Source organism: Rufibacter hautae (genome assembly GCF_008271695.1).
In the GTDB taxonomy this organism is placed as follows: domain Bacteria; phylum Bacteroidota; class Bacteroidia; order Cytophagales; family Hymenobacteraceae; genus Nibribacter; species Nibribacter hautae.
In genome coordinates this window covers 2,087,119-2,112,358 of record NZ_VKKY01000001.1, presented here as the reverse complement: position 1 = coordinate 2,112,358, position 25,240 = coordinate 2,087,119, and the positions used below count along the sequence as shown (strand labels likewise).

General features: G+C 54.7%; 15 protein-coding genes. 5 read left to right on the top strand and 10 right to left on the bottom strand.

Translation table 11 applies throughout. The annotated features are described in order from the left end of the window. Nucleotides 1-54: 54 nt before the first annotated feature. From FOA19_RS08240 to FOA19_RS08210, 7 genes are all read right to left on the bottom strand, one after another. Entirely contained in the window at nt 55-1,383 is a 1,329-nt protein-coding gene (locus FOA19_RS08240; protein ID WP_149090257.1) for a sensor histidine kinase, read from the bottom strand. Further along, nucleotides 1,367-2,749, bottom strand: a complete 1,383-nt coding sequence (locus FOA19_RS08235; protein WP_149090256.1) for a sigma-54-dependent transcriptional regulator — start codon at nt 2,747-2,749, stop codon at nt 1,367-1,369. The genes FOA19_RS08240 and FOA19_RS08235 overlap by 17 nt, the downstream gene beginning before the upstream one ends. 198 nt (nt 2,750-2,947) lie before the next feature. Further along, a complete protein-coding gene (locus FOA19_RS08230) occupies nt 2,948-4,129 on the bottom strand; it encodes an ABC transporter permease (RefSeq protein ID WP_149090255.1) in 1,182 nt (393 codons plus the stop codon). After that, the gene (locus tag FOA19_RS08225; protein WP_149090254.1) at nt 4,126-5,367 is read right to left on the bottom strand and encodes an ABC transporter permease; all 1,242 of its coding nucleotides are present in this window, start codon (nt 5,365-5,367) and stop codon (nt 4,126-4,128) included. Before FOA19_RS08225 ends, FOA19_RS08230 begins: the two co-directional genes overlap by 4 nt. Nucleotides 5,368-5,377: 10 nt before the next feature. Next, nucleotides 5,378-6,070, bottom strand: a complete 693-nt coding sequence (locus FOA19_RS08220) for an ABC transporter ATP-binding protein (protein ID WP_149090253.1) — start codon at nt 6,068-6,070, stop codon at nt 5,378-5,380. Nucleotides 6,071-6,355: 285 nt separating this feature from the next. Next, complete coding sequence (locus tag FOA19_RS08215; protein ID WP_223808780.1) at nt 6,356-7,831, bottom strand: TolC family protein; 1,476 nt, start codon at nt 7,829-7,831, stop codon at nt 6,356-6,358. Nucleotides 7,832-7,844: 13 nt separating this feature from the next. Further along, nucleotides 7,845-9,095: an efflux RND transporter periplasmic adaptor subunit gene (locus FOA19_RS08210; protein WP_149090252.1), complete on the bottom strand. Its 1,251-nt coding sequence runs from the start codon at nt 9,093-9,095 to the stop codon at nt 7,845-7,847. A 273-nt stretch (nt 9,096-9,368) separates the two neighbouring features. Here FOA19_RS08210 and FOA19_RS08205 point away from each other — a divergent pair, with 273 nt between their 5' ends. The 5 genes from FOA19_RS08205 to FOA19_RS08185 all read left to right on the top strand — a co-directional run bounded on the left by FOA19_RS08205 (nt 9,369) and on the right by FOA19_RS08185 (nt 16,430). Further along, the gene (locus tag FOA19_RS08205; protein ID WP_149090251.1) at nt 9,369-9,854 is read left to right on the top strand and encodes an RNA methyltransferase; all 486 of its coding nucleotides are present in this window, start codon (nt 9,369-9,371) and stop codon (nt 9,852-9,854) included. 127 nt (nt 9,855-9,981) lie between these two features. Next, nucleotides 9,982-11,529, top strand: coding sequence for a BatA domain-containing protein (locus FOA19_RS08200; protein ID WP_190300324.1), 1,548 nt, complete (start codon nt 9,982-9,984; stop codon nt 11,527-11,529). 2 nt (nt 11,530-11,531) lie between these two features. Further along, entirely contained in the window at nt 11,532-12,377 is an 846-nt protein-coding gene (locus tag FOA19_RS08195) for a hypothetical protein (protein WP_149090249.1), read from the top strand. A 39-nt stretch (nt 12,378-12,416) separates the two neighbouring features. Beyond that, nucleotides 12,417-14,633, top strand: a complete 2,217-nt coding sequence (locus FOA19_RS08190; RefSeq protein ID WP_149090248.1) for a DUF4175 domain-containing protein — start codon at nt 12,417-12,419, stop codon at nt 14,631-14,633. A gap of 3 nt (nt 14,634-14,636) precedes the next feature. Beyond that, nucleotides 14,637-16,430, top strand: a complete 1,794-nt coding sequence (locus tag FOA19_RS08185; RefSeq protein ID WP_149090247.1) for a hypothetical protein — start codon at nt 14,637-14,639, stop codon at nt 16,428-16,430. Nucleotides 16,431-16,575: 145 nt separating this feature from the next. On the opposite strand, the gene FOA19_RS08180 is transcribed toward FOA19_RS08185, so the two are convergent. From FOA19_RS08180 to FOA19_RS08170, 3 genes are all read right to left on the bottom strand, one after another. Further along, complete coding sequence (locus FOA19_RS08180; protein WP_223808779.1) at nt 16,576-18,558, bottom strand: OmpA family protein; 1,983 nt, start codon at nt 18,556-18,558, stop codon at nt 16,576-16,578. A gap of 103 nt (nt 18,559-18,661) precedes the next feature. Continuing rightward, entirely contained in the window at nt 18,662-19,624 is a 963-nt protein-coding gene (locus tag FOA19_RS08175; protein WP_149090246.1) for a PorP/SprF family type IX secretion system membrane protein, read from the bottom strand. Between the two features lie 7 nt (nt 19,625-19,631). Beyond that, nucleotides 19,632-24,713 (bottom strand): ice-binding family protein, encoded by a 5,082-nt coding sequence (locus FOA19_RS08170; protein WP_190300323.1) that lies wholly within the window; start codon nt 24,711-24,713, stop codon nt 19,632-19,634. Nucleotides 24,714-25,240: the final 527 nt, after the last annotated feature.

Genomic DNA, 25,240 nt, shown 5'->3' with positions numbered 1-25,240 from the left:
GCCTGTTTTTCAGAAAACAGCCCCAAAAGGAGGAGCCTGTACTTTCTCAATCTTCTAATGAAGCGCGGCTACCGTGGTGGATTCAGTGAAAGCAATGTGGAAGGTGGTGAGGCCGTCTGTGCCGGATTGCAGGGAGAACGGGAAGTGGTGGTGCAAAAGGATTTCCCTGATCATGGTAAGCCCTATGCCTTGGCCGTTGGTTTTGGTGCTGAAGAAAGGGGAGAACAGCTTTTCCTGCACTTCGGGGGAGATGGGCTTGCCGTTGTCCTCGATATCAAGCTGCGGCGGCGAGGCGCTGGTTCGCACCTTTACCCAGCCTCCGGTGTCCGTGGCTTCCAGCGCGTTTTTCACCACGTTGATCAAGACCTGCTCCATCTGTTGCACATCCATACAGACTGCAGGCACCTGTTCGGCCAAATCCCACTCCCACTGCACCTGCTTGCGCTCAAAGGAAGGCAACATGAGCCGGTGGATGCTGTGCAGCAACTGGTGCAAATCGGTGGGCTGTTTCACGGGCGGCGGAATACGCACTACATTCGCGAAATTGGCCATAAAACCCGCCAGGTTCTGGTTGCGCGTGATACAGACCTGCAGCGCCTCGTCAAAATCTGGGCGGGTGTCTCCGTTCAGTTGCGGCGAGAAATAGGAGAAAGAATGCAGGATTGAGTTGACGGCGCCAATGGAGTTGTTGATCTCATGCGACATCATCCGGATGAGTTTCTCGTAGGCATTGCGCTCTTTCTCCAGCAGCTCCTGGGTGAGTTCCTCCACCAAAATAAAGTAGCGGTGATAGCCTCGGTCCAGAAACCTGATTTTGCGGCAGCGGTACGTCTCAATGCCGTTGGGCCTGATCACGCGCTGCTCGTCCTTGGGCAGTTTGCCCAGAGAGGCGCCCCAATGGCTGGGAAGTTCGTCCAATGGTTTGCCCACTACTTCTTTCCCCGAGGCCTGCAGCAGCAGCGCCGCCGCCGGGTTCACGCCCGCCACCCGGTCATAGGTGTCCAGGAGAATAATGCCCGAGGGCGAGGCTTCAATCAAACGCTCCAGCAGGAAATGCTTCTCGGTTTGGGTGACCCGTTGCTCCCGCAGCTCGTCCATCATCTGGTTGTACACGTGAATGAGCTGGTCTACCTCTTTTTGGCCCGTTTCCATGAATTTAATGGAAAAATCGCGGTCGCGGATAGACTCCACGCCGGCGGCGATGAGGTTAAGCGGACGCACAAAGGAGGCGTACAAGCTGGCCGTGAAGATGAGACTGACCAGAATCAGGACCTCAGAAGCCACAAAAAGCCACTTGTTGTACGTAAGCAACTGCCAGGCCAGTACTCCCATGGCGGAGTACAGCAGAATGGTGGTTAAGATGAATTTACTCCGCAGCGTCATACGGAATATTGAACTTCTCCAGCCGGCGGTACAAAGACCCGCGGCTCACGCCCAAGGCTTTGGCCACTTTGCTCACGTTGTTGCTGTAATACGCCATGGATTTCTTGATCATGTTGGCTTCCAACTCGTCCAGGGTCATGGCACCCACCGAAGGCAGCAGTTTCTCGTCCAGTTTGCGGGAACTGCCTTGCAACTGGTTCTGAAAGTCTTCCACCTCCAGCAGACTCTTGCCTGAGACCAGCACCGTCCGCTCCACCAGGTTCTTCAACTCCCGGATGTTGCCCGGCAGCGGCAGCTCGCGCAGCCATTTCAAGGCTTTGTTGCTCACTTGCAACTCCTGTTTGTGGTACGTGACTTTGAGGTTGTTCACGAAATGCTGCACCAGTTTGGGAATATCCTGTGCCCGCTCGCGCAAAGCCGGTAATTTCACCGTAATCAGGTTGATGCGGTAATACAGGTCCTCGCGGAAGCGGCCTTCAGCCACCATTTCCTGCAGGTTGCGGTTAGTGGCGCAGATCACCCGTATGTCCAGGTTTCTGGAGCGGCTGTCGCCCAGGACTTCATAGGTACGGTCTTGGAGCACGCGAAGGAGTTTCACCTGGCTGCCCATGTCCAGTTCGCCAATCTCGTCCAAGAAAATGGTGCCTTTGTTGGCCATCTCAAAACGGCCCACGCGGTCGGCTTTGGCATCGGTGAAGGCGCCGCGGCGGTGTCCGAACATCTCACTCTCAAACAGACTACCTGAGATTCCGCCCAGGTTCACTTTCACAAACGGGGCTTTCTTGCGGTGGCTGTTCTTATGGATGGCCTCAGCGATGAGCTCTTTCCCCGTGCCGCTGTCCCCCTCAATCAAAACGGAGGCATCGGTGGCGCTGATCTGCCCGATGTTGCGCAGCACCTGCAACAGACCCGGGTCTTCGCCCACAATCATGGAGAAATCGTATTGGTCGTCTAGTTGCTTGCGGGTCAGTTTTTCAGAGGAAGGTTCTCCGGTAGGCTTGGCCAATTCCAAAGCCGTCTTCACCGATTGCAGCAGGTGCTCGTTGTTCCATGGCTTGGTGATGAAATCGGCGGCGCCGCCTTTGAGGCCCTCCACGGCTAGGTTGATGGAACCCCAGCCCGTGATCAGGATCACCGGAACCGCCGGGCACCGTTGCTTTATCTGGCCCAGTAACTGCAAGCCATCCTCGCCGGTGGTTTCCATGGAGAAGTTCATGTCCATGAGCACCAATTGGGGCACCTGCCGGGCCAATGCTTGCAGCGCCTCCTCGGGTCCATCGGCCTGGACCGTGGCAAAACCGGCTTGTTTCAGCAACAAACTTAAAGAGGCCCGTACGGCTACATCGTCGTCAACTATCAGGATCATGGGTTCTGGAAACGGGTAAGTGAAGGTAACGTTTTTAGGCTGTTTTTGAAAAAGAAGGCGCTTTTGATGGTTGATTTTTGCATGCGGGTTTGTCTGGGAGAGCTGCCGGTTTCAGCGTCTTGGAATGCCGCTGCGTTTAGCGCCTGCTTTCTCTAAAACAGGCCCTAAACGCAATCGCAATTTCCAACTTACATCAGGCTATTCTTCATGCAAGGCCACGGCCGGGAAAATCTTGGAGGCCTGCCGGCTGGGGTAAATGGCGCAGACAATGGCCAGCAAAAAGATGAGGAAGGCGGCGGCGCCGATGCTTTCCCAATAGATGACGGAAGACAACTGGAACACGTTCAGGAGCGGGAACTGCGCGGCCAGCAGCAAGCCCAGCAGCAACCCGAAGGTGGCAATGACCAGCACTTCGCCCACAAACTGATTCCTGATCTGCTTGGAAGAAGCCCCGATGGCGCGGCGCAACCCAATCTCGGCGTACCGGCGGTTGATGTTGTACCATAATACCCCAAACAAGCCCAGGGCCACGTTGATGATCAGGAACCCGCATACCAGACTCATCGCGATCATAGGTACCGTGGTCACTTTGGCTTTGCTTTGCCGCATTTTCTCCTGGGTAGTCACTTCAATGGTCCAGTCTTTGGAAATGCGGGACAGCTCGCGCACCATTTTCTCCTCAAAGGCCACGCCGGCGCCGGGTTTCACTTTGATGACCAGTCCGTTCCAGATGGAGTTCTTGTCTTTCTCCAGGTTAATGCGGTGGAAATACGCCGCTTTTTCCGGGTCAAACTCACTGTAAGACCGGTAATGGTCAACCACGCCTATGACCGCGTACTGGGTGGAGTCATCGATGGGAATAAGTTTTCCGATGGGGTCTTCGTCGCCAAACAGTTCTTCCTGCAGCTTTTTGTTGATCACGATAGGGTCGTGCAAACTGCCATTATCCTGCGGCCCGAACCACCGGCCCCGGCTCACCTCTATGCCCATTACATTTTTGTAGTCGTCCTGCACATCAAATACCTCAGAGAACACATCCTTTTTACTTTTATAAGACATGCCAGCATTCATTTGGCTAAAGGCAAAAGGGGTATTGGAATTAGAGAATGAGGCGTGCTCCACCTCGGGGAAGCTGCGTACCCGCTGAATCATCTGCTGTTGAACGGCAATGTTGTGCGCTGCCGAGTCAGTGTTGGGGCTCAGCCACAGTTGCCACACTTTATCGTATTTGAAGCCCAGCGGCTGGGTATAGTTGTGGTAGTTGTAGAGGATAAAACTGAGCACCGCAAAGAGCACCAGAAAAGAGAAGAAGATTTCGGTGATCAGCAGAAAGTTGCTTTTCTTCTGATTCCAGATCAGTTTAAACAGATGGCGTATCATTTGGAGCCTCCTTTCAGTGCCTCAACGGCGTTTAAGCGTGACATTTTAAAAGCGGGGTACACCCCCGAAACCAACCCGAAAACCAGGCAAAGCAGCAATCCCCAGGCAAACACCCGCAGGTTCAGGCCCAGATTTGCGTAAGCCAGGATACCACTGTCATTGATCATTTCCAGCACGCCCGCCGAAATCAGGAACCCTAACAGGCCGCCCAGCAGCGTGAGGAAGATATTCTCCACAATGAACTGCCCGATGATGGTAGCCGAAGAAGCCCCAAACGCTTTCCGGACCCCAATCTCAGAAGACCGTTCCATGATGCGGCTGATGTTGATGTTTACCAGGTTGATGGTGGGCAGCAGCATGAACAGGAAGGCTGCAAAAGCCAGAATGGCGTACAGTAAACCTGATTTATCTGTTTTACCGCCTCCCAGTAGGGTGCGGGCAAACGTCCCGAAGATATCATCGGCGTAAGCAAACGCTTCCTTAATATCCTTGGACTTGTTCTTGTTCACCTGCAGCATCATAGTAGCGAACTCTTCCTGAATTTTGGGTACGTCGCTCGCTTTTTTGGCCTTGATGGTAGCAAAGTAAGTCCCCCTCAGGCCGGTACGTTTGAAATCCTGGCTTTTGAGGGTGATGGGCACCCAGACATCGGCGTAGGAATGCAGGCGCAGCACCGGCACATTTTCCACTACGCCCACCACTTTGTATTTCACCTGGTCCACCTCAATGGTTTGGCCTATGGCCTCTTTTTCCCCGAAGTAGTTTTTGCGGGTGTTTTGGTTGATGACCGCCACGCGGGTGGCATTGGCTACTTCCTGCACACTGAACGGCCTGCCTTCCACGAAATTGAAGTCCAAGATATCCCAGAACGCGGCATCGGTATGTTTTTGGTCCAGAGCCAGCTTTTTGTTGTTCACGTAGCTGTTCACCGGCATAAAGAGGGAGTTGATAGAGACGTTCTCCGGGGTTTTCAGCGGACGCACGTAGCGGTTCAGGAAATAGTAGCTGGGTGGGCCACTGTTGGTATAGCCTTCTTTGACCTGCTCCCGCATATTGTTCACAAAAAGCAATTTGTCAGATTCCCGCTCCGGCATCTGCGGCCCGAAGGCATGGTCATAGAACGAGGTCACCACCATCAAAACCATCAAGGTGAAACTGATCCCGAAGAGGCTGATGAAAGTGAAGAACTTGCGGCGCTGCAACACCGCCCAGGCAATTTTTATATAGTTCCGTATCATGGCCGTACCGTTAAATCTGGGCTTCTATCACCATGGAATCTGCCACCTGCTGCCCGTCAAAGAACCGGATGAGGCGGTTGGTTTTCAGGGCCATGTTCTCGTCGTGGGTCACCATCACAATGGTGGTGCCTTCTTCCTGGTTCAGGCGCAGCAGAATGTCCATGATCTCCTCGCCCATCACGCTGTCCAGGTTCCCGGTAGGCTCATCTGCCAAGATTATCTCCGGGTTTCCGGCTAAGGCTCTGGCAATCGCCACCCGCTGCCGCTGCCCACCCGATAGTTGATTGGGGAAGTGTTTGGTACGGGCGCTCAGGCCTACTTTCTCCAGTGCCTCCAGCGCCCGCTTGCGCCGGTCACTCGCCGAGACGCTGCGGTACAGCAGCGGCAGCTCCACATTGTCTACCACGCTCAGGTCATGAATCAAATGGTAGCTCTGGAACACGAACCCGATTTTCTCGTTGCGCAGCTTGGCCAGCTTGCTGTCTGAATGGGTTTTCACCGGTTGGCCGTCAATGGCCACGAAGCCAGAGGTAGGCTCATCCAGCAGGCCCATGATGTTGAGCAGCGTGGATTTTCCGCAACCGGACGGCCCCATGATAGAGACGAATTCGCCGCGCTCTATCTGCAGGTTCACACGGTTGAGGGCTACCGTTTCAATGGTCTTGGTGCGGTAGACTTTTTCGATGTCTGTTAACTGTATCATAGTTATAATGCGTTTTCTAATGTGCTAATTAGTGAATGTGCTGATGTGCTATTCTTCATTTCATTGGTACTTCTTCGTCCCCCTTTGAAGGGGGTAGGGGGATGATTCACTTTTGCTGTTCATGGCATTCCCGAGGTTCATTTTGAAACACTTCTAGCAACCTTCTCAGGTTCTTCTTCCGCCTTTGTCATCCCCCTACCCCCCTTCAAAGGGGGACGATATGCGTGCTTGTCATTTCCCGTTTAGAGCACGTTTTCCGGAAAACAGGCGCTAAACAGTGGTTTGCTATTTTTCTGCTAATAAAGGCATGCCGCGTTCAAAGTCATACAAGGTGAGGGCACGCAGGCGGTAATAGGCGACCCAGAAATCCTGGAGGGCGGCAATGTGGGCGCGGCGGGCCTGGTCTTTCTCCTGCAGCGCGATGTTCAGATCGGTGATGCTGATGCGGCCTACCAAGAACGTGGCCTTGGTGATGTTGTAGCGCTCCTGCCCAATGGAATCGGCCGAGGCCGTGATGCGGAGCCTTTCCTTAAGGAGCTCAATCTGGTTGACCTGGGTGAACACGCTTTGCTCAAAGGCGGTCTGTTCCTGCTCCACGGTGTACTGGGTGAGTTGCAGCTTGGCCTCGGCAGTTTTCACGCGGGCTTTCTGGCGTCCCCAGTCCACAATGGGAACGTTGAACCCCAGGATGACCTGCTGCTGGTTCTCGGGACTGGCAAAGCTTTCAGAGAAGTTGTTGGCGTTTTTGGTAAGCCCGAAGGTGGCGTACAGATCGGCGTTGAAACCGCCCTTGCCGCGGGCCTCGGCTACTTGCTGTTGTGCTTGCAGTACTTTACGCTCGTTCTGGAAACGCTCTTTGCGGTTCTGGCGGGCTTGTTCCAGCGCCGCTTGTTCGTTTACTTCCAAGGTAGGTACCTCTTGAGGAGCCTGCACCACCATTCTTTCGCCCTGCGGCAGGCCTACGTAAGCGGCAAACTGCATCGTCACGGTTTTAAGCTCGGTGGAGGCTTGCGCTTGGGCCAGTTGCGCGTTCATGAGGCTGAGTTGCAGCTGCAGGAGTTCGTTCCTGGACAATCGGCCCAGCCGATATTTTTCTTCCGCAATCTTGAACAGCGCCTGGTTGTTCTCCACGTTTTTGGAGGCGATGTCATAGTTCACCTGCTGCAGCAGCACCTCAAAGAACCGCTGGGTAGCGGTAGTGGCCACGGTCTCGCGGTCTTCCAGGTACTGCCGCTCAGATTCTTGGAACCGCAATGGCTCTACTTTCTTCGCCCAGGCCAACTCATTGAACCCGAACAGCGGCTGCTTGAACCCGATCACCGCCGGAAAGGAGTTGTAGCGGCGCAGGCCCTGGTTGAAGTCATCGAACCGCTGGCTCTGCGAAGAAACGAAGATCTCACCACCGGTGAAGCCCACCGCCTGCCGCATAGACAACCCCACGTCTGAATTGCTGATGGAAACGGCCTTGAAATCGGTGGTACCGTCTGGCTGAATCACCGGCACAATGCTCCTGGAGAAATCAGGCAACGTGCCGCTGAGCGCTAGTTGGGGCCGGTAATCAGCCTTAAAGGTGCGGTACTGCCAGTAGCTGCTGGTCTTGTTGGTGGAAGCCTGTTTGGCCGCGATGGAGGAGGATAGCGCCAGGTCTATGGTCTCCTGCAGGGTAAGGCGGCGGGCCGGTTCCAGGCCGGTCTGTTGTGCCTGCGCCAGGGGCATGGCGAAGAAACTTACCAGCACTATATATAATAGAGTCGTTTTCATGGCAAGACCTGGCTTAGTCATCAGAAAGTTGGATTTGCTTCAGGTGCACGTACTCCTTGGTGTTGGAGAGAATAATCTGCTCGCCGGCGGCGATGTCGCCCTGCAGTTCCACGAAGTCCAGGTTGCTGGCGCCGCTGTGCAGGGTGCGCCGCACGGCTTTGTCGCCCTGCACCACAAACACTTCCTGCTGCGGCAATCCGGTGAAGAAAGGTCCGTTTTTCACGCGCAGCACGTTCGGCCGGAAATCGGTGAGCACGAAGACTTCTACCCGCAGGTTGGAGCGCAGCAACTGGTGGTTTTTCTCTTCCAGCCGCACGTAGAAGGTGATGATGCCGTTCTCTACTTTGGGCTGCACATTGGCAATTTCGCCACGCAGATCGGTCTCGTTCACGCGCACCGTCACGGGGCCGCCTACTTTCACTTTCTCGGCGTAGTTATCAGAGATGGTGGCTTTGATCTTGAAGCTGCTCAGGTCGGCCACACGGGCCAGGGGCTCCCCGGCGTTCACGTTGGCGCCTACTTCCTCGTTCACCCAGGTCACCACACCCTTGCGCACGGCTTTGATATCGGCTTGCTCCAGTTGGCGCTGCAGTTGGCCTATATCCCGGCGCTGGATTTCCAGTTCGTAGCCCACGCCCCTCATGCCTATTTGGGCGGTGGCCTGCTCATCTCTGATTTGGCGCTGAAGCTGGGCTAGTTCCAGAGAGGCTACTTTCAGGTCCATCTCGGCTTTCTTCACGTTTTCCTGGGTGCCGCCGCCAATGGAGAGCAGGTATTTCTCATCGTCCAGCGCCGCCTGCAGGCTTTTCACGCGCACTTCCTGCACGGCGTAGCGGGAGCGGAGCTGGTTCACGTTTTTCTGGAGGGTGTTTTCCAGCTCGGCGTTCTTATTTTGTTTCAGCTGTTGTTCATCCCTGAGCTTTTCAAAGGCGGTCTGGGAAGTCTGTTTGTCCAGGAGCAGGAGCGGCTCGCCGGCGGCCACATGATCACCGGGGGTATGCAGCACGCGCTCAATCTTGGCCTGGATAGGACTGGCGATGATTTCCTCTACCTCGGGCACCACCACCCCGGAGGCGGTGAGCGAGGCCTCTACGGCGCCAACTTCTACCGTGGCAAAGCGAAGCTCTGATTTTGGGACTTCCGTTTCCAGGACGGACCTGAAAGCCAAGACCCCTAGTAGCACCGCCACTACCACCGCGCTGATCTGCCACATGCGGCGGCGGTTGGCTTGTTGTACTACGGCTTGGGATAGTTCTCTGTCCATTTTCTTAAAGGTTTGACACCATCCCTTATCCAAGCACTATGCCATTGTATATATTATTGATTATCAATTAATTACATTCAATACTCCAAACCAAAACTGTCCAGTTCTGGACACTGATTCCAGTTGTGGGCAGGTTTTTCCCGCCGGGCTGAATGGAGTTAGAAAAAGTTTGTTTTGGACCTTCTTTTCTGAAAAGAGGCTGAAAAAGGGAGAGTGGTCCTGCTATCTTTGCCGCAGTCCCGGGGAGCTTTACCATCATCGGGGCAGCGCAACATGGCAAGAAACAAGGCACCGTTTGAGGGCTACTTCGGGATTGGCATTATGGAACCTAAAACCGAGACCAACGTGGGCACGCTCTGGCGATCGGCGTCCATCATGGGTGCCAGTTTCCTGTTCACCATCGGCCGGCGCTACAAGAAACAATCTACAGACACGGGCAAAAGCTGGAAGGATATTCCGCTGTTCCACTACGCAGACTTCGATGATTTCTACGAACATATGCCTTACAGCTGCCAGTTGGTAGGCGTGGAACTAGACCCCAAAGCCGTGCCGGTAGAGCAGTTCCAGCACCCCGAGCGCTGCATTTACCTCCTGGGCTCTGAAGACCACGGCTTGTCCAACGCAGTGCGGGCCCGGTGCCACTACCTGGTGCAGTTGCCGGGTGCCAGCTCCCTAAACGTGGCCTCGGCGGGTTCCATCATCCTCTATGACCGTCACCTCAAGACCCAACTGGCCCTGGGCAGTTCGCTTCAGCCTTAGTATTTGGGCTTGCTTGGTGCCTGAGCGGGTAAACTAGGATATTCAAGGGACAGTCCATATCTTGGAAGGGGCGAACCCAGTTCTGCCGGGCGTATTATGTGTTACCCTTTCAAGTCTCTTACCTAGTTTGTTCCAGTTTCTGCATCCGGGATGGTTGTGGGCCGCCGCCAGCGTGGCCGTTCCCATTGCCATTCACCTATGGAATAAAAAGCCGCCCAGAACGGTATTGGTAGGGAGCATCCGGTGGCTGCAACCCTCTGAGAGCAAAAAACTGAGCAGCCTCCGTCTTTCCGATGTCTGGCTTCTGCTCCTGCGCTGCGCCTTGCTGGTGCTCCTGGCGTTGGTGTTGGCCGGCCCGCAATGGAAACACCAGGTACCCGCCGCACCCGAGAGACATGCCTATCTGCACCCCGAGCTGCTCCAGCCGAAATATCTCCCACAGATTGCCGCTACCGTAGATTCGCTGGCCCTAAAAGGCTGGCAGATTCACCGTTTACAGCCCGGTTTCCCCAAACTGCCCCTAAATGAGGAGACTCCGCTCAACACCTTCCAGACCGATAGTCTCACTTCTGATTCCACCAACGCTTGGGCCATGCTGCGCGTGCTCAACCGAAGTCTTCCCGCCCACGCCCACGCCTGGATTTTCACCACCGATCTGCTCCGGCACCACCGCGGCGCGTTCCCGGCCATGCGCGCCGGCTTCACCTGGATTCCCGTGAGCGTACCACAAACCAACCTCTGGCTGCAGGAAGCTTACTACATCCCCTCGGGCCAACTGCGCCTGCGTTTCGGGCAGAGCGATGATACACAAGTAACTCTTCTGGACCGTAGCGTACTCAAACCCATTTCCGGCCAAACCATTTCCGTTCCGGGTGCCCCGGCCGTTAAGTTCACCACGCACGGTTCGGTAGATTCGCTCACCCTGCTTGGCGCCGCCCGAAACACCATTGCCCTAGCCAAACAGCCGCTGCAAGTTGTAGTACGCCAAAGTAAAAATCGGCAAGCCGATGTGCGGTACCTACGCGCAGCCCTGCAAGCCGCGCTGGATTACCGAGGTGCCGCGTACAATCTGGTTTTCTCTTCCGATGTCCAGCCCTTGCCCACCTCCGCCCCCGATTGGCTTTTCTGGCTCTCAGATGAACCCCTCGCTCCGTTTCTAGCCCGATTTCCTAAAAACCGGCTGAAAACGCTGCAAGATGCCCCCGGCGCCACCCGTCCACAGAAAACCGATTCCTGGCTGCAAATCCCCGGCATCTCCCAAAATGTGCCCTTGCACCAGCGCACCGCCGCCACAGAAAAACCCTCCGATGAAATTCTCTGGCGCGACGGCTACGGCAACCCGCTGCTCACCCAGACACAAAACGCGCAGCAAACCCATTACAAATTCTACAGCCGTTTCCATCCCGCCTGGAACGACTTGCCCAATACTGGACACTTCCCGGAACTGCTCCTACGCCTGCTCTTCCCGGAAGACGTTTCGTGGCGCACCAGGTTTGACACCCGCACCCTGCAGAAAGACCTGGAACGCCCCCGAACATTTACCGCCTCTATTTCAGAAAACAGCCCTAAAACGGAGGAGGTGCTAGATTTGAAGCCTTGGCTGGTGGGATTGATGGCGTTGTTGCTGGCCTTGGAGCGGTGGCTGGCGGGGAGAAGAACTTATAAACATAGTTAATCATGAAGAGTAGCGTTCCTTATTTAGTCGCAACACTCATTGGCCTAACCATGGCTGCATGCACGGGTGAAACCGAGAGGGGAAAAATCAGGGAAGTTCCTGCCCCTATACCTCAGGTTATTACTTCACAGGCATTGGCCACATCTGATGAAACAAATGCAGCTAATACTTTTTCCTGGTCAACAGATATATGTAGGAGCAAAGGCATTTTCAACCCAAATGCTTATTCACCGCAGCAGTTAAAGGACACGTACTACCTATGGTTGGGGTTTAATAGCGTTATGGAATTAGAAGACGTTACCTTAGACTCCCCAGATGAGTGGACCATTGAAAATATTGACAGGAAAAGCGCTAAACTGGACGCTGATTTCAGAAAAGCTACCAGAAGATTATTGAGTCTCCAATTAGTGCCTAGCAAATTTTGGGAGACAGTCAGGGACTTAAAAACAAAAGAGCTTGATGAATCTTATGCTTTGAAAAAGCTAACCATTGAGGCGTATAAAACTCCAGGGATCCTCCTGAACCAGCCTTACGCAAAAAACTGTCAGGCCTACGTCAATGCCTTGGCTTCAGAGGACAGCGTGGCGCTGTTCAACGCTTGGAAGAACCTCATGGAGGAGCAGAAAAAAAATAATGGCGCACCAGAGCGGGTAGAAGCTGAATTCTACAGAAAAAGAAACTCCCCTGAGAGGCTTCTTTATGCAAAGATTGAGCTCATGGCGTTTGGTTGGTGGAACTGCGCTAACCATCAAACCAAGTACAATAACGCTTCTCAAGAAATGCCGATGGAAGAAGAATTTGATAAGTTATTCCTCAAAATCACAGATGAATGTGATGATGTTGATTGACAAGCTCACCTGATAAATCTGTTACAAATCAAACATTTGATGACCCAACCCACCTCCCATACCGCCCCAGCTCTCACCGTTCTTGAACAGGTCCGGGCAAGCTACCTTCGGCAGAAGGCGGGGCTGTTTGCGTTGCAGGAGTTAGGTGTAGTGGCACCGTTGCTGGTGTGGATGTACCGTGACTGGGGCGGCGTGGGCGGCGGAACGGCTAGTGTTCTTTTGATCCTTTTAACGCTGGGGCTACAAGCCATGCGGTGGCGGGAGCGGCAAAAGAGAACAGACTTGGGCAAGGTTGCCCGCCAACTGAACCGAAGGTACCCACAGTTAGAGGAAAGCGCAGATTTGTTGCTGCAACCAGAGGAGGAACTGCCACTCCTGGGCAAACTGCAGCGGCATCGGACCGCAGAGACCTTGGCCCAAATTCCAGTAAAGGACGCCTCGTGGGTAAACTATAAGAACGGTTGGATTACCTTGCTGTCCGGAGTGGCAATGGCTGTGGCGCTCTGGTTTCTGCCTGATTTTTCTAATCCGGTAGGCCAGGCAACTTCTGCTGCCGGTATCTCAACCGATGTAAACACCCCGGTAACGCAGCCCAAAGCCATTTTGCCGGCCATCGAACAGATGCACCTGCGCCTCTCGCCGCCCGCTTACACGCGCAAAGCGCCTTACGCCGTCACCACGCTCTCCTTCAAAGCCGAGGCCGGATCACAGGTCACCTGGAGGGTAAGGACAAACCAAGCCATTACTTCCCTGCAGTTAGCGCTAGCCAACCAGAAGCCTATTGCCCTGCGAAAAGTGGCCGGTCAGGAGAATACCTACACGGCTTCCATCACCCTCACGCAGGCCACGCTGTACCATCTGCGTCTGAACGGCCAGACCTCCGATTTCTATTCCATAGAAGTGATTCCGGACGAGGCGCCCTCCATTGTGGTCCAGACGCCCAAACAGTACACCGAGGTTCTTTTCGGGGATCCGCAGCACGTGCAGCTCAAAGCCACTCTCCGCGATGACTACGGGCTCCGCTCCGCCGATCTGGTGGCCACCGTGGCCAAAGGCGAAGGCGAGGCCGTGAAGTTCCGGGAGCAGCGCATTCCGCTGAAGCTTTCATTCACTGGGCAGCCACGGGAGAGGCAACTGGTCCAGACCCTGAACCTGCAACAGCTGGGCATGACCTACGGCGATGAACTCTACTTTTACCTGCAGGCCTATGACAACCACCGCGGCTACACCCGCACCGAGGCTTTCCTGGTGGAGATTGAAGACACCACAGTGGTAGAGACCATGGATGACCTCTCCCTGGGCGTGAATCCCAACCCGGAGTACTTCCGGAGCCAGCGCCAGATCATTATTGATACCGAGAAACTGATCCAGGAACAGAAAGGCCTCACGCAGGCAGTCTTCCAGGAGGGGTCCAACAACATCGGGGTAGATCAGAAACTGTTGCGCCTGCGCTACGGCAAGTTCCTGGGCGAAGAATTTGAATCGAACATCGGGGCCGCCGCCCTGCCTGAAGGGTTAGCCGAGGGCCACACCGCCGATGACGGCCATGACCACGGCGCTAAAAAGGAAGGCAGCGAACACGAAACCAAAATGGGTGAACTGCTGGACCCCTACCTGCACAAGCACGACCAGGAAGAAGCGGCTACGTTTTTTGAACCCGCCATCAAGGCCCAGCTGAAAGGCGCGTTGGCCCAGATGTGGGAAGCCGAACTCAGGCTGCGCACCGCCCGGCCCAAAGAAGCCCTGCCGTTTGAGTACAAAGCCCTGCGCATGCTCAAAGAAGTGCAGCAGAAATCAAGGGTATACGTGAAGAAAAGCGGTTTTGAGCCGCCGCCCCTCAAAGAACCAGAAAAGCGCCTCACCGGTGATTTGAGCAAGGTGCAGACCTTCCAAGCCCAGCGTAAAGAAAAACCCGCGGAAACTTTGCTGGCCTCCCGCCAGGCACTACAGCGCGTGCCGCAACTCAGGCAAGGCACCAAGCCGACGTCTGCTGATGCTGCTTTGTTGGAGCGGGCAGGGCAGGAACTGGGGCAGGCCGCCGTGCGCGAACCCGGCCATTACCTCAGGGCGCTGCAGGATGTGCGGCAACTCACGCAGAACATCCGGGCAGGCAAACCGCTTTGCAAGGATTGCCTCACCCGCGTGGAAGCCGCACTGCATCGTTTTCTGCCGGTTTCTGCAAAATCGGCGCAAAAACCGGTTTCCCCCGGTGCGCCCAGGAAACTGGCCCAAGATTACTTTAACCGGCTGAACTAACCTATGCCTCTTCCATTACCTATTTTGCTGGTATTTGCGGCCCTGCTAGGCGCCTGGTTTACCTGGTTGGCCGTGCGCCGCCCAGACCGTCGGCGCCTCCTCTGGCGACTGCTGGCGACCTGGGGTGTGGTGGCCTGCCTCGTTTTGTTTCTTGCGCCGCCCAAGATCACCCGCACCTACAATGCCACAGAAGCGATTCTCCTGACAGAAGGTTATCATGCCGATACCCTGAACGCCCTCCTGAAACGCCTACGTCCCAAGCCCCAGGTCTATGCCTTTGGCGTAACGGGCGAGAAGGCCAGGCAAGTAACCGATCTGGCTACTTTCCGGCGTCAGCACCCATCGGTGAGAACGCTGCATGTCCTAGGCTATGGTCTTCCGGCCGAAGAGTTGGCCATGCTGGACTCCCTGCGGCTGATGAACCACCTATCTAACTTACCGGCCGGTGTTCTGACTGCCTCCTGGCCTCAGGAAATCACCCTCGGGGATGTAGTGTCTGTGCAGGGCAGATTCCACGGCTCACCAGAGAGAAAAATGACTTTGTATCTGCAGGCGGCAGGCAAGCCACGAGATTCAGCGGAGATCAGAAAGGGGGCTGATCAAACCTTTTCCCTTCGGTTCACTCCCAAAACTGCCGGGCGATTTGTGTATGCGCTGCGGTGGAAAGACACAGATGACTCCCTTCGCCAGGAGAACCTACCAGTAATTGTGAAGGCCCCGAGGCAGCTGAACGTGCTGGTGCTTTCTTCGGCACCGTCTTTTGAAGGCAAATTCCTGAAGAACGCCCTAGCCCAGCGGGGGCACAGCGTGGCCATTCGGAATCAGGTGAGCCAGGGCATTTACAGCACAGAATGGGTGAACTTGCCGTCGCAAAACCTGAACCGCCTTACGCCCGCCCTGCTCCAGAAATTTGATGTGGTGCTGCTGGATGATGTGACCCTGCAACGGTTAAGCCCCCCCGAGAAACAGGCGCTGCAACAATCCGTGCGCCAGCAAGGCCTGGGAGTGCTTACCTCTGTTTCCCAGAAATCACCCAAACCCATCACCTTCTTCACCGAAGGCGTTTTCCGGCTCATTTCTGATAAACCGGCCCGAACTGGTGCCTTACGGTGGCCCCAGCAAACAAGCACCCAAGCCGTGCTGCCGTTGAGCAACACCATTCTGCAGCCCAAAGAAGGACAACAGCCGCTAGCCTGGGAACAGAATCCCACGCAGGCATCGGTGGTGCGCTCCCGCAAAGGGTTGGGTCAGGTGGGCATCAGTTTGCTGCCGGAGACATTTCCGCTGGCGCTGGAGGGGAAAGAAACGCTGTACCAGCAGTACTGGGCTACCGTGCTGACGGCCTTGGCTAAACCAGAGGAAGCGTCTCCCATTACTTGGCTCACGAGTTCTCAACCCTTTCAAGAGCAACAGCCACTCTCGTTTCTGACAGCAGCCCCGCTCACCAAGGCTTCTTTTCAGGCTGAAAGCGCTCGCGACCAACAATCAGCCATCTATGAAAACACAGATGTAAAGGACGCTGCTTATTCTCAAGGAATGATTTATCCACAAGTTGCCGGCTGGCACACGCTGAAGCTGAATGAAAAAACAGAGGCGCCGGTTTACGTACATCCGTCCTCAGGATGGCGTACCCAATTTCTGCAGATGCAGCAGAAGGCATTCCTCCAGGCTTCTTCCCAAAACACAGTAAATGCCCATACCCAGATGACGCAACAAGCAGAACCTATTTCCCTGTGGATTATAGGAAGCGTGCTGGTAGCCTTGCTCGGTTATCTGTGGCTGGAGGAAAAACTCTAGCGAGCCTCAGCAAAGAATTCATAAAAGCACCTAATGCTTGGTTTCTGGCGTTTTTTAAAAGCAGAACGGGCGATAAAAGTATACTCTACTTTTATCGCCCGTTCTTTAAAAGCAGCCTTAAAACGCAGGGACTTACCGGCTCTTGCTACTTAATAATCTTGAACTCGGTGCGGCGGTTGAGCTGGTGTTCTTCCTCTGAGCAGGAGACGCCGTCTTTGCAGCGGTTGAGCAGTTTGGTTTCGCCGTAGCCTTTGTCTACCACCCGTTTGGGGTCAATGCCCTGCGAGACGATGTATTTCACGGCGGTGGCGGCGCGCAGCTGAGACAGCATGAGGTTGTACTTGTTTGACTCGCGGCTGTCTGTGTGGGAGCTCAGCTCAATCCGGATGGTGGGGTTGTCGCGCAGCATGCCCACTACTTTGTCTAGTTCCGCCATGGCCTCGGGCCGAAGATTGTGCTTATCCAGGTCATAGTAGATGTTCTCCAGTACAATAGGGCGGTTAGGCGTGTCGCGGTCCAGCACCATCTCAATTTGCACGGTATCGGTGACCTTGCGGCAGTCTGGCATCACGTGGAACGTGCGGGTAAGATAGCCTTTCTTGCTGCCTTTGATGGTGTAGGTCTGGTTTGCGTTCACGGCAAACAGGAAACTGCCATTCTCATCAGACTCAAACTCAAGCGGACTGGAAGTGTTTCCGTTCACAATGACCTCCAGTTTCACGCCGCCCACGGGTACCTGCCGGGCCCGTCCGTTGCGGTTAGGTACCCGGGCGTAGGTCACACCCGACAGCTTGCAGGGGATCTCGGTGGGTTTGAACCGATAGATGTTGTCTGACCCGGCATCGCCCTCGCGGTTAGAGGACAGGTAGCCGCTTTTGCCGTCTTTTTCATAAATCAGCCCGAAATCATCGCGCGGTGAGTTGAACGGGTAGTACAGGTTCTCCACGGGCCCCCAGGTGGCGCGGCTCCCCTCGGATGAGAAAAGATCCAGGCCGCCCATGCCTATGTGCCCATCAGAGGAGAAGTACAGGGTGCCGTCTGGGTGCACCACCGGGAACACCTCTTTGCCCGAGGTGTTGATGGTGGGTCCGGCATTGACGGGCGTAGACCAGGAGCCGTCTTTCTGGCGCTCGCTGAAGTAGATATCGGTTTGGCCGTGGCCGCCGGGCATGTCAGAGACGAAGTACAGGATCTGGCCATCGGGGGAAAGGGCCGGGTGCCCCACTGAATAGTTCTCGCCCTGGTTGAAAGGGAACGCTTTCACGTCCTGCCACTTTCCTTTGGAGAACGTAGCGCTGTAAATCTCCAACCGATTGATGAACTCGTCGCTTTTGGAGTAGCGCTGCCAGTTGCTCTCGGTGCGCAGCTCCTCAGGCAGCACCCGGTTTTTCACGCGCTTGGTACGGGTAAAGAACACCTCGTTGAAGTCTGGCGAGAACGTGGAAATGGCGTTGTGAAACTGGGTGTTGATGGCCTTCTCCATGGGCTTGATGTCGCCCCAACTGGCCGGGCCTTTCCGCTCGGCGTAGTAGAGTTGCAAGTAGGGTGTGCCGGTCCAGCCGTACTTCTGGTCAGATCCGTTGTTGCTGCGCCCTCGGTCAGAAGAGAACACCAGGCCCTCGCGGTAGAAAACGGGGCTGAAATCAGCGAAAGAAGTGTTGAGGGTACTGTCGGCAATCACGTCTATGCCCAACGGACGGTCTATCCAACTCATGGCCAGGTCACAGGCCTTGGCCAGTTGCATGGCTTCCTCGCGGCGGCTCTGGTCCAGATCGGCAAACCGCAGGTAGTTCTGTTTGGCAATGGTGTACTGGCCGTTCTGGCGGCAGGCGTTGGCGTAATAGAAAAGGTTAATGGGCGCCGAACCCGGAAAACCCAAGGCCTGTCGGTACCAGAACTCGGCGGAGCCGGGCTGGTTGATGAGCCGGTAACAGTGCGCGATGCGCTCGGTGAGGTGGAGGGTGGGTTGCTCCTTTTCCAGAAGTTTCTGGTACTCTTCCAGCGCCAGGGCGTAATCAAAGTTATTGTAATGCTTGTCTGCTTTGGTTTGGTTTGCCTGGGCCTGGCTGAGAGAAGGACTTAAGCAATGGGTAAGGCAAAGCAGCAGTAAGAGGTAAAAGATCTTCACAATTCCAGTTTTGCACCAGTTGGTGGGTAAATGATTTTTGATTTGAGGCCGATTTCTGAAAATCAGCCCTAAACCAGGATTTCATGTCTGTACATGAGACAACTCAAAAGTAACGCGGAGTTAACATCCGGCCATACTTCTTCTTCAAAAAATTAAAGCCCAAGGAAATCTCGTGGCTGGAGTAGCTGCGCAGCTGGTTCAACGAGAAGTCATAGGAATAACCGATCCGCATGAGCGGAGAGGGGTGCAGTTCCAGCAAAACCGCCAACGCGTTGCCCAGGCGGGTAGCCGAGGCGAATTCCCGGTTGTTGAAGATGTTCAGCGTGGTTCTAAAGGAAGTACCTACCCAGATCTGCTCATTGAACAACAGGAACGTGTTCAGGTCCAGCGCCGCCGGCCCATTGAAATCCTCCTTCAGCAGCATGCTGGGTCTGAACTTCATCTTCCGGCCCAGGTCGAACACCCCGCCCGAGGTCAGGAACACGTGCGCCTGGGGGTCGGTGGGCAAACCATCCTGGAAGAAGACCACGTTCCCCACCGAAAGGCCCGTGTAGAACCGGTTGCTGTACAGGTAAGCCCCTGCCCGGGCATTGGGTTTCACTGCCCGCTCTATCCCCATGGGGATGGCCATATCGTCCCGCTCAGCAGGGTCCAGCTTGGTGCCGTCCAGGGTCTGCTGGGTCACGCCTAACGAGAGGCCCACGGCCAATTTGGTGTTCGCGTTCAAGGAAATCCGGACGGCCGAGTTGAACGACACCTCGGTGAAGCGCTGGGCTCCCAGCCGATCATTGGTGATGATGAAGCCTCCAGCCAGTTTCCGGTTCAGGTTGCCGTCTACGCTCAAGGTCTGGCTGATGGGCGCTCCCTCCAATCCGGTCCACTGGCTCCTGTGTGATCCGCTGAGACTGGTGAACCCTCTACTTCCGGCATACGCCGGATTCAACAACAAACCATTGAACATGTACTGCGTGAACTGTGGGTCTTGCTGGGCAAAACTCTGCCGCGGCAATCCTACAACGGCCACCCACACCAGCACCAAAACAAACGCTTTTCTCATTCTACTCATCTCTCTTTTAGCGCATGATGGTTATATAGCCTTTGCGGGTTACTTCCTGGCCTTCGCAGAGGCGCACCCGCAGCACGTAATAGTAAGTTCCTTCGGCTAAGCCGCCGCCGTTCCAATTGTTGCGGTATTTCTTCATGCGGTACACCTCGCTGCCCCAACGGTTCAAGATCACCAACTCATTCTCTGGGTACTCCAGCAGGTTCGCTACCACCCAGGTATCGTTCTTCCCGTCATTGTTGGGCGAGAAGACGTTGGGCACGTGCAGTTCAGGAGCCAGGAATTTCGGCAGAATGTCAAGGCTAGCCGACGTGTTGGAACAGGTGCCATTGTGTGCCTCCACAGAGATCTTCGCCGAGGCTACCGGGGCATTAGCAGGCCCTTGCACGGTTACCCTGTTTGTGCCCTGCCCCGAGGTGATGGACCAGCCCGGGATATCTGAACTGATGCTCCATTTGTAAGACACGCCTGCAGCAGCCGGCACCGAGAACTGGTTGCCCACACACGGCGAGCTTTCGTCAATGATCACCGGGGCCACACCCAAACCAGTTGCAACGGTTACAGATAGATTAGCCTCGGCGGTGGCGCCGCAACCGTTCACAGCTTTCGCGCTTACTACGCCTGTACCCGCTTGCGCGATGACAGTGATGCTGGTGGTTCCCTGACCGTTGATGATCTGCCAACCCACCGGCACACTCCACTCATAAGAAGCCGCTCCGGCCACGTTGGTCACCTGGTACACCCGCTGCTCAGCAGAGGCACAGAACGCGATAGGTCCATTGATCACCCCTGGTTTCATGGTCCCGGCCGCACTTGAGGTTACCGTCAGGCTTTTCTCTACCGCCACACCGCAGCTGTTCAAGGCTTTCACCCGGATAGTGCCCCCGGTAGAAGACGGAATCACACTGATGGCATTGGTATTCTGGCCAGACACCAGGGTCCAACCTGTGGGCAAGGTCCATTGGTATTGGCTGGCACCGGAACTGGTGATGCTGTAGGTAACCGCTCCTGCATTAGCGCAGACATTCGCGGTGCCTGCAATCTCCCCGTTGATCACCGGTGCTCCCGTGCTTGGCACCACTGCCACGGCCCTGGCTTCACTCTGCCCACAGGCATTTTTGGCAATCACGCTTATCTGTCCTGCCTGGCTTCCGGCGGTTACGGTCAGGGTGGTAGTTCCTTGGCCTGATTCTATTTTCCAGCCAGCAGGTACGGTCCACTCATAAGCCGTGGCGCCGTTTACAGCCTCAATTTTGAAAATCAGCCCTGTTTGACCTGCACAAGGGGTGAGCCCCGAAGCAGTGGCTTGAATAGCGTTTGGCCGAAGCGGCAAATCTTTCTGTACCTGCACCTGTAAGGTACTCGCGTTTGATCTCACCCCACAGCCATTCACGCCCACCACGCTCAAAGTTCCGCCCGATGCACCCGGAATTACCGTGATGAAATTCGTGCTCTGCCCAGCTTCAATGGTCCAGCCAGCAGGCACAGTCCAGGTATAGGTGCTCACAGAGGCATTAACGGGTACAGAATAGGTTACCTTGGTAGTGGCACAGGTGACCGGCTGACCGGTGATGGCCCCCAAGTTAAAGGCTACGTTGCTGGATACGCCTACTGCCAAGCTGATGGCTGCACTGGATCCGCAGGCATTGGAAACCACCAAAGAAACAGTGCCTGCACCAGCTCCTGGTTTTACCTGGATCACTCTGGTATTCTGGCCGCTCAGGATTTGCCAGCCGGCAGGAACTGTCCAGGTGTATTGCGTGGCCCCTGTAACAGCCTCCACTGAATAAGTTAAAGACTCCTCAGACAAACAGGCAATTTTAGAACCTATGATGGCTTTTGGCGAGACAGTGAGCGGCTGGGAAACGGTGATGTTGGTAGAGTCTGCCGTGGTACCGCAGTAATTGGCGGCCACTACTTTCACATACCCGCCTGTGGTGCCGGGTCGCACACTTAAGAATCGTGTTCCCTGGCCAGATAAAATCACCCACCCCGATGGCACAGACCAGGTAAAGGTTCTCGCACCACTGTTCTCTCCGATGGTGTAGGTGCGCGTTGCCGTAGAAGAGCAGAAAGCTTTGTCGCCGGCAATAGGTCCTATGGCAGCAGGTGAGGCGGCAGACATGTTCACGTTTAGCGCCACTGCACTGCTGGTTCCGCAGGCATTGCTGGCGGTTACCTGCACTTGGCCGGCCACGGTACCCACGCGCACCACCAAAGAAGTAGTGCCCTGCCCTCTGACAATCGTCCAGGTGTTTGGCACTGACCAGGTGTAGGTGGTTGCCCCCGTTACCGCCGGAACGGTATAGGTAAGTTCTCCCATGTTGGCGCAGAGATTGGCTTGACCGGCAATGGTAGCAGGAGCCATTGGAATAGCAGAAGAAATAGAAACAGCCAAAGAACGGGTAACACTCTGGCCACAACCGTTTCTAGCCGATACCTGGATGGTTCCGCTGCCAGTACCTGCTTTTACCTTGATCTCGCTTGTCCCCTGACCGCTGAGAATAATCCAGCCTGCCGGCACCTGCCATTGCAAAGAAGAAGCCGCATTGGTAGACGAGATAGAATAAGTAAGCTGATCTGTGTTGGCGCAAACGGCCGCCTCGCCTTGGATGTTAGCACTTAAGGCCGGCACTCCAGTCGTTGGGCTAACGGGTAATTCTGTAGAGGCACTAAGCCCACAACTGTTGCTGGCGGTCACTTTGATTTGGCCAGCAGTGTTGCCTGCTTTCACGACCACGGTGGCCGTACCCTGCCCGGAGACAATGCTCCAACCAGTTGGTAAAGCCCAGGTGTAGGTGAGGCCTGCCACCGCATTAGGCACCGTATAGGTTTGCTGGCCGCCAATACAGGGCACAGTCTCTCCGGCAATGGATGCTGGCGTTGTGGGGATGATAGTGGCTGGCGTTACCTGCAAGGTTCTTACCGGGCTGGTTCCGCAGCCATTAACTCCAGACACAGAAATGCTTCCGGCAGTTGAACCTGCCTTCACAGTGATTTTAGACGTACCCTGCCCTGAAATAATAACCCAGCCTTGGGGCACGGTCCAGGCATAGGCGGTCACATCAGAAGCGTTGGTCACGGAATAAATAAGCTCTTCTTGCCCGTTGCAAGGCGCAACAGAACCAGAGATGGCGCTTGGGATGACCGGTGCTCCGGTGCTCACGGTTACTTTGAGAGCAGTTGCAGCAGCGTTTCCGCAAGGGTTGGAGGCCACCAACTTCACTTCGCCGGTAGAACCCACCTTCACGTTGATCCTGCGAGACCCTTGGCCAGACAGAATACGCCAATCCGCGGGAACAGACCAAGTGTACGTAGCGGCATTTGAGATTTCCTCTACTGCGTAGGTGACTTCTGAATTAGAAAAGCAGATAGCTGTTTCACCGTTGATGGCACCGATGGTGGGAACATCGGAGAAAATAGAAACACCTAAGGAAGTAATGGGGCTTACGCCGCAGCTATTCTGGGCTTTTACCGTCACCTGCCCGGCCGTGGCTCCGGCTCTGACCACCACAGAAGCAGTACCTTGCCCTCTTACAATGCTCCAGCCGGCAGGAATCGTCCAAACATAGCTAGAAGCATTTAAAACAGCCACTACCTGATAGGTGATTTCCTGTGAATTGGCGCAAACCTGAGCAGGACCGGTAATAGCGTTAGGGGCTGAAGGCACGGCTGGGGCTATGGTTACTTGCGTTTCACTGCTCGCGCTTTTCCCGCAGGCATTTTCTGCCGTCACTCTCACCTTTCCGCCTACTGTACCAACATTCACCGTCACAGAAGCCGTACCTTGCCCCCGCACGATGGTCCAGCCCACCGGTATTTCCCAGGCATAAGACACCGCCCCAGCCACCGGATTGATGGAATAGGTAAGCTCTTTCTGCCCAACACAAGCCTCCAAAGGCCCAGAAATAGAAGAGGGCATAGGAGGAGGCGAAGACACGGTGCTCACCGAAAATACAGATTCAGGTCCGTCACCACAGGCATTCACCGCCCTTACTGAGATGGTGCCATTAACTTCAGCGCTTCCAGTGGAGACGGTGATCACGTTGGTTTCTGCCCCGGAGGTGATTGACCAGCCAGGAGGCAAAGTCCAGGTATATTTACGGGTTCCCGCCAAGGGCTCAATCTGGTAAACGTTTCCGGGGGTGTTGATACAAAGGGAAGACTTACCAGTAATAGCACCCGCCGTGGAAGGGGTGGCGCAGATAGATAATTCAGAGCTGTTGTTCTTGATATTAGGATCTGTGCCGTTGCCTGTTACCGTTACAATGGTGGTAGAGAACTCTGTCTTGATGATTCTGGCCCTCACCGTCATGGTGGCTACAGTACCACTTGGGAACTTACTGATGACCCAATCCTTTCTCTGCTGGTCAAACGGAGACCCCGTAGAGGTGGTGGCATTCAGAATTTCAAGCCCCGAGGTAGTTTCAAAGTTCAGGATAACGTTCGTTTCTTCCTCTGGGCCCAGGTTTTTTAGAGTGACGTTATACGTCACGATGGACCCCGCCCCATAGGGTCCTTGGCTTACGATATGGGTCACCTCCAAATCCGAGATATTCTCAGACCCCAACTCAGACACATGGGTGTTGGAAAGCGTAACATTCCCAGACTTACTCAAAAGCTTGCCTTCCACTACTGCCCCAGAAGCCGCCGTGATATTCCCGGCGCTGACCACCGTGCCTTTGACAGCACTCTGGGCTCCTACCGAAACGTTACCGTCTACCTGCCAGAACACGTTCTTGGCCCTGATACCCTGCCGCAGATCCATCTTCACCGATGGATCTACCTTCAGGTCACCTTCCACCTGAAACACGAAAACCCCATTGGGAAATTTGCTCCCCAACAGTTCCAAAGATTTCTGCAGATGGACATTCCCCTTGATGCGGTACACACCGGGCAGCAACTTAGCCCCAGACAGATCCGTGCCGTTTAGGTTAGTGGTGGGCTGCTGGCGCTTCAGTTCCGTAAAAACCCTGTCTACCTCGGCCCAGGTTTCCCGCGAGTCTACTCCAGCACGAAGCACGCGTTTTTCTACTCTGCTGTTGCCCCTGTTCTCAAAGCCTGCCCCTCCGGCCACAGATACTCCTTGCAATGTTTTTAAGGCCGGAGCGGTTTGCGTAAAGGCCTTTGAATGAAATACTAGGAAGATTAAAAGAAAGAGTATTCGTATTTTCATGCACATACCTCCAAATTCATTTTGCTACGCTCTGGAGTATTAGTCCAATTGCAGGCACATGATTTTTATTATGATAAATAGTATTCATATAATGTTATAGACTTATCTGAATTCAATTAGGTGGCCTTTGTGAATAGAAAAATCTGTTGGCTTATACAAAATAATCCGTGACTTCCTAGCCTTTGTTAAATAATTATAATCCAAATTTTTATGTCGGACAAATTTATCAAATAAAATGCAATATCACATGGATAAAGTATATTCATTTTTTCTAATATTATAAAAACAGCCTCCATGACATCCACTTGGCAACAAGACACTTACCTAAAAGGAAGAAGAGTTTAGCTCAGAATAGGGAGAAGCCGCCTCTGGATTTTAGATTTGAGGAGAGACCCTACCCAGCACTTTCAGTTGCTAGGCAAAGACATACCACGTCAATTTTA

Bases quoted from the DNA above. Each gene is read 5' to 3' on its own strand.
- FOA19_RS08240 (WP_149090257.1), bottom strand. From the start codon at position 1,383: ATGACGCTGCGGAGTAAATTCATCTTAACCACCATTCTGCTGTACTCC.
- FOA19_RS08235 (WP_149090256.1), bottom strand. From the start codon at position 2,749: ATGATCCTGATAGTTGACGACGATGTAGCCGTACGGGCCTCTTTAAGT.
- FOA19_RS08230 (WP_149090255.1), bottom strand. From the start codon at position 4,129: ATGATACGCCATCTGTTTAAACTGATCTGGAATCAGAAGAAAAGCAAC.
- FOA19_RS08225 (WP_149090254.1), bottom strand. From the start codon at position 5,367: ATGATACGGAACTATATAAAAATTGCCTGGGCGGTGTTGCAGCGCCGC.
- FOA19_RS08220 (WP_149090253.1), bottom strand. From the start codon at position 6,070: ATGATACAGTTAACAGACATCGAAAAAGTCTACCGCACCAAGACCATT.
- FOA19_RS08215 (WP_223808780.1), bottom strand. From the start codon at position 7,831: ATGAAAACGACTCTATTATATATAGTGCTGGTAAGTTTCTTCGCCATG.
- FOA19_RS08210 (WP_149090252.1), bottom strand. From the start codon at position 9,095: ATGGACAGAGAACTATCCCAAGCCGTAGTACAACAAGCCAACCGCCGC.
- FOA19_RS08205 (WP_149090251.1), top strand. From the start codon at position 9,369: ATGGCAAGAAACAAGGCACCGTTTGAGGGCTACTTCGGGATTGGCATT.
- FOA19_RS08195 (WP_149090249.1), top strand. From the start codon at position 11,532: ATGAAGAGTAGCGTTCCTTATTTAGTCGCAACACTCATTGGCCTAACC.
- FOA19_RS08190 (WP_149090248.1), top strand. From the start codon at position 12,417: ATGACCCAACCCACCTCCCATACCGCCCCAGCTCTCACCGTTCTTGAA.
- FOA19_RS08185 (WP_149090247.1), top strand. From the start codon at position 14,637: ATGCCTCTTCCATTACCTATTTTGCTGGTATTTGCGGCCCTGCTAGGC.
- FOA19_RS08175 (WP_149090246.1), bottom strand. From the start codon at position 19,624: ATGAGTAGAATGAGAAAAGCGTTTGTTTTGGTGCTGGTGTGGGTGGCC.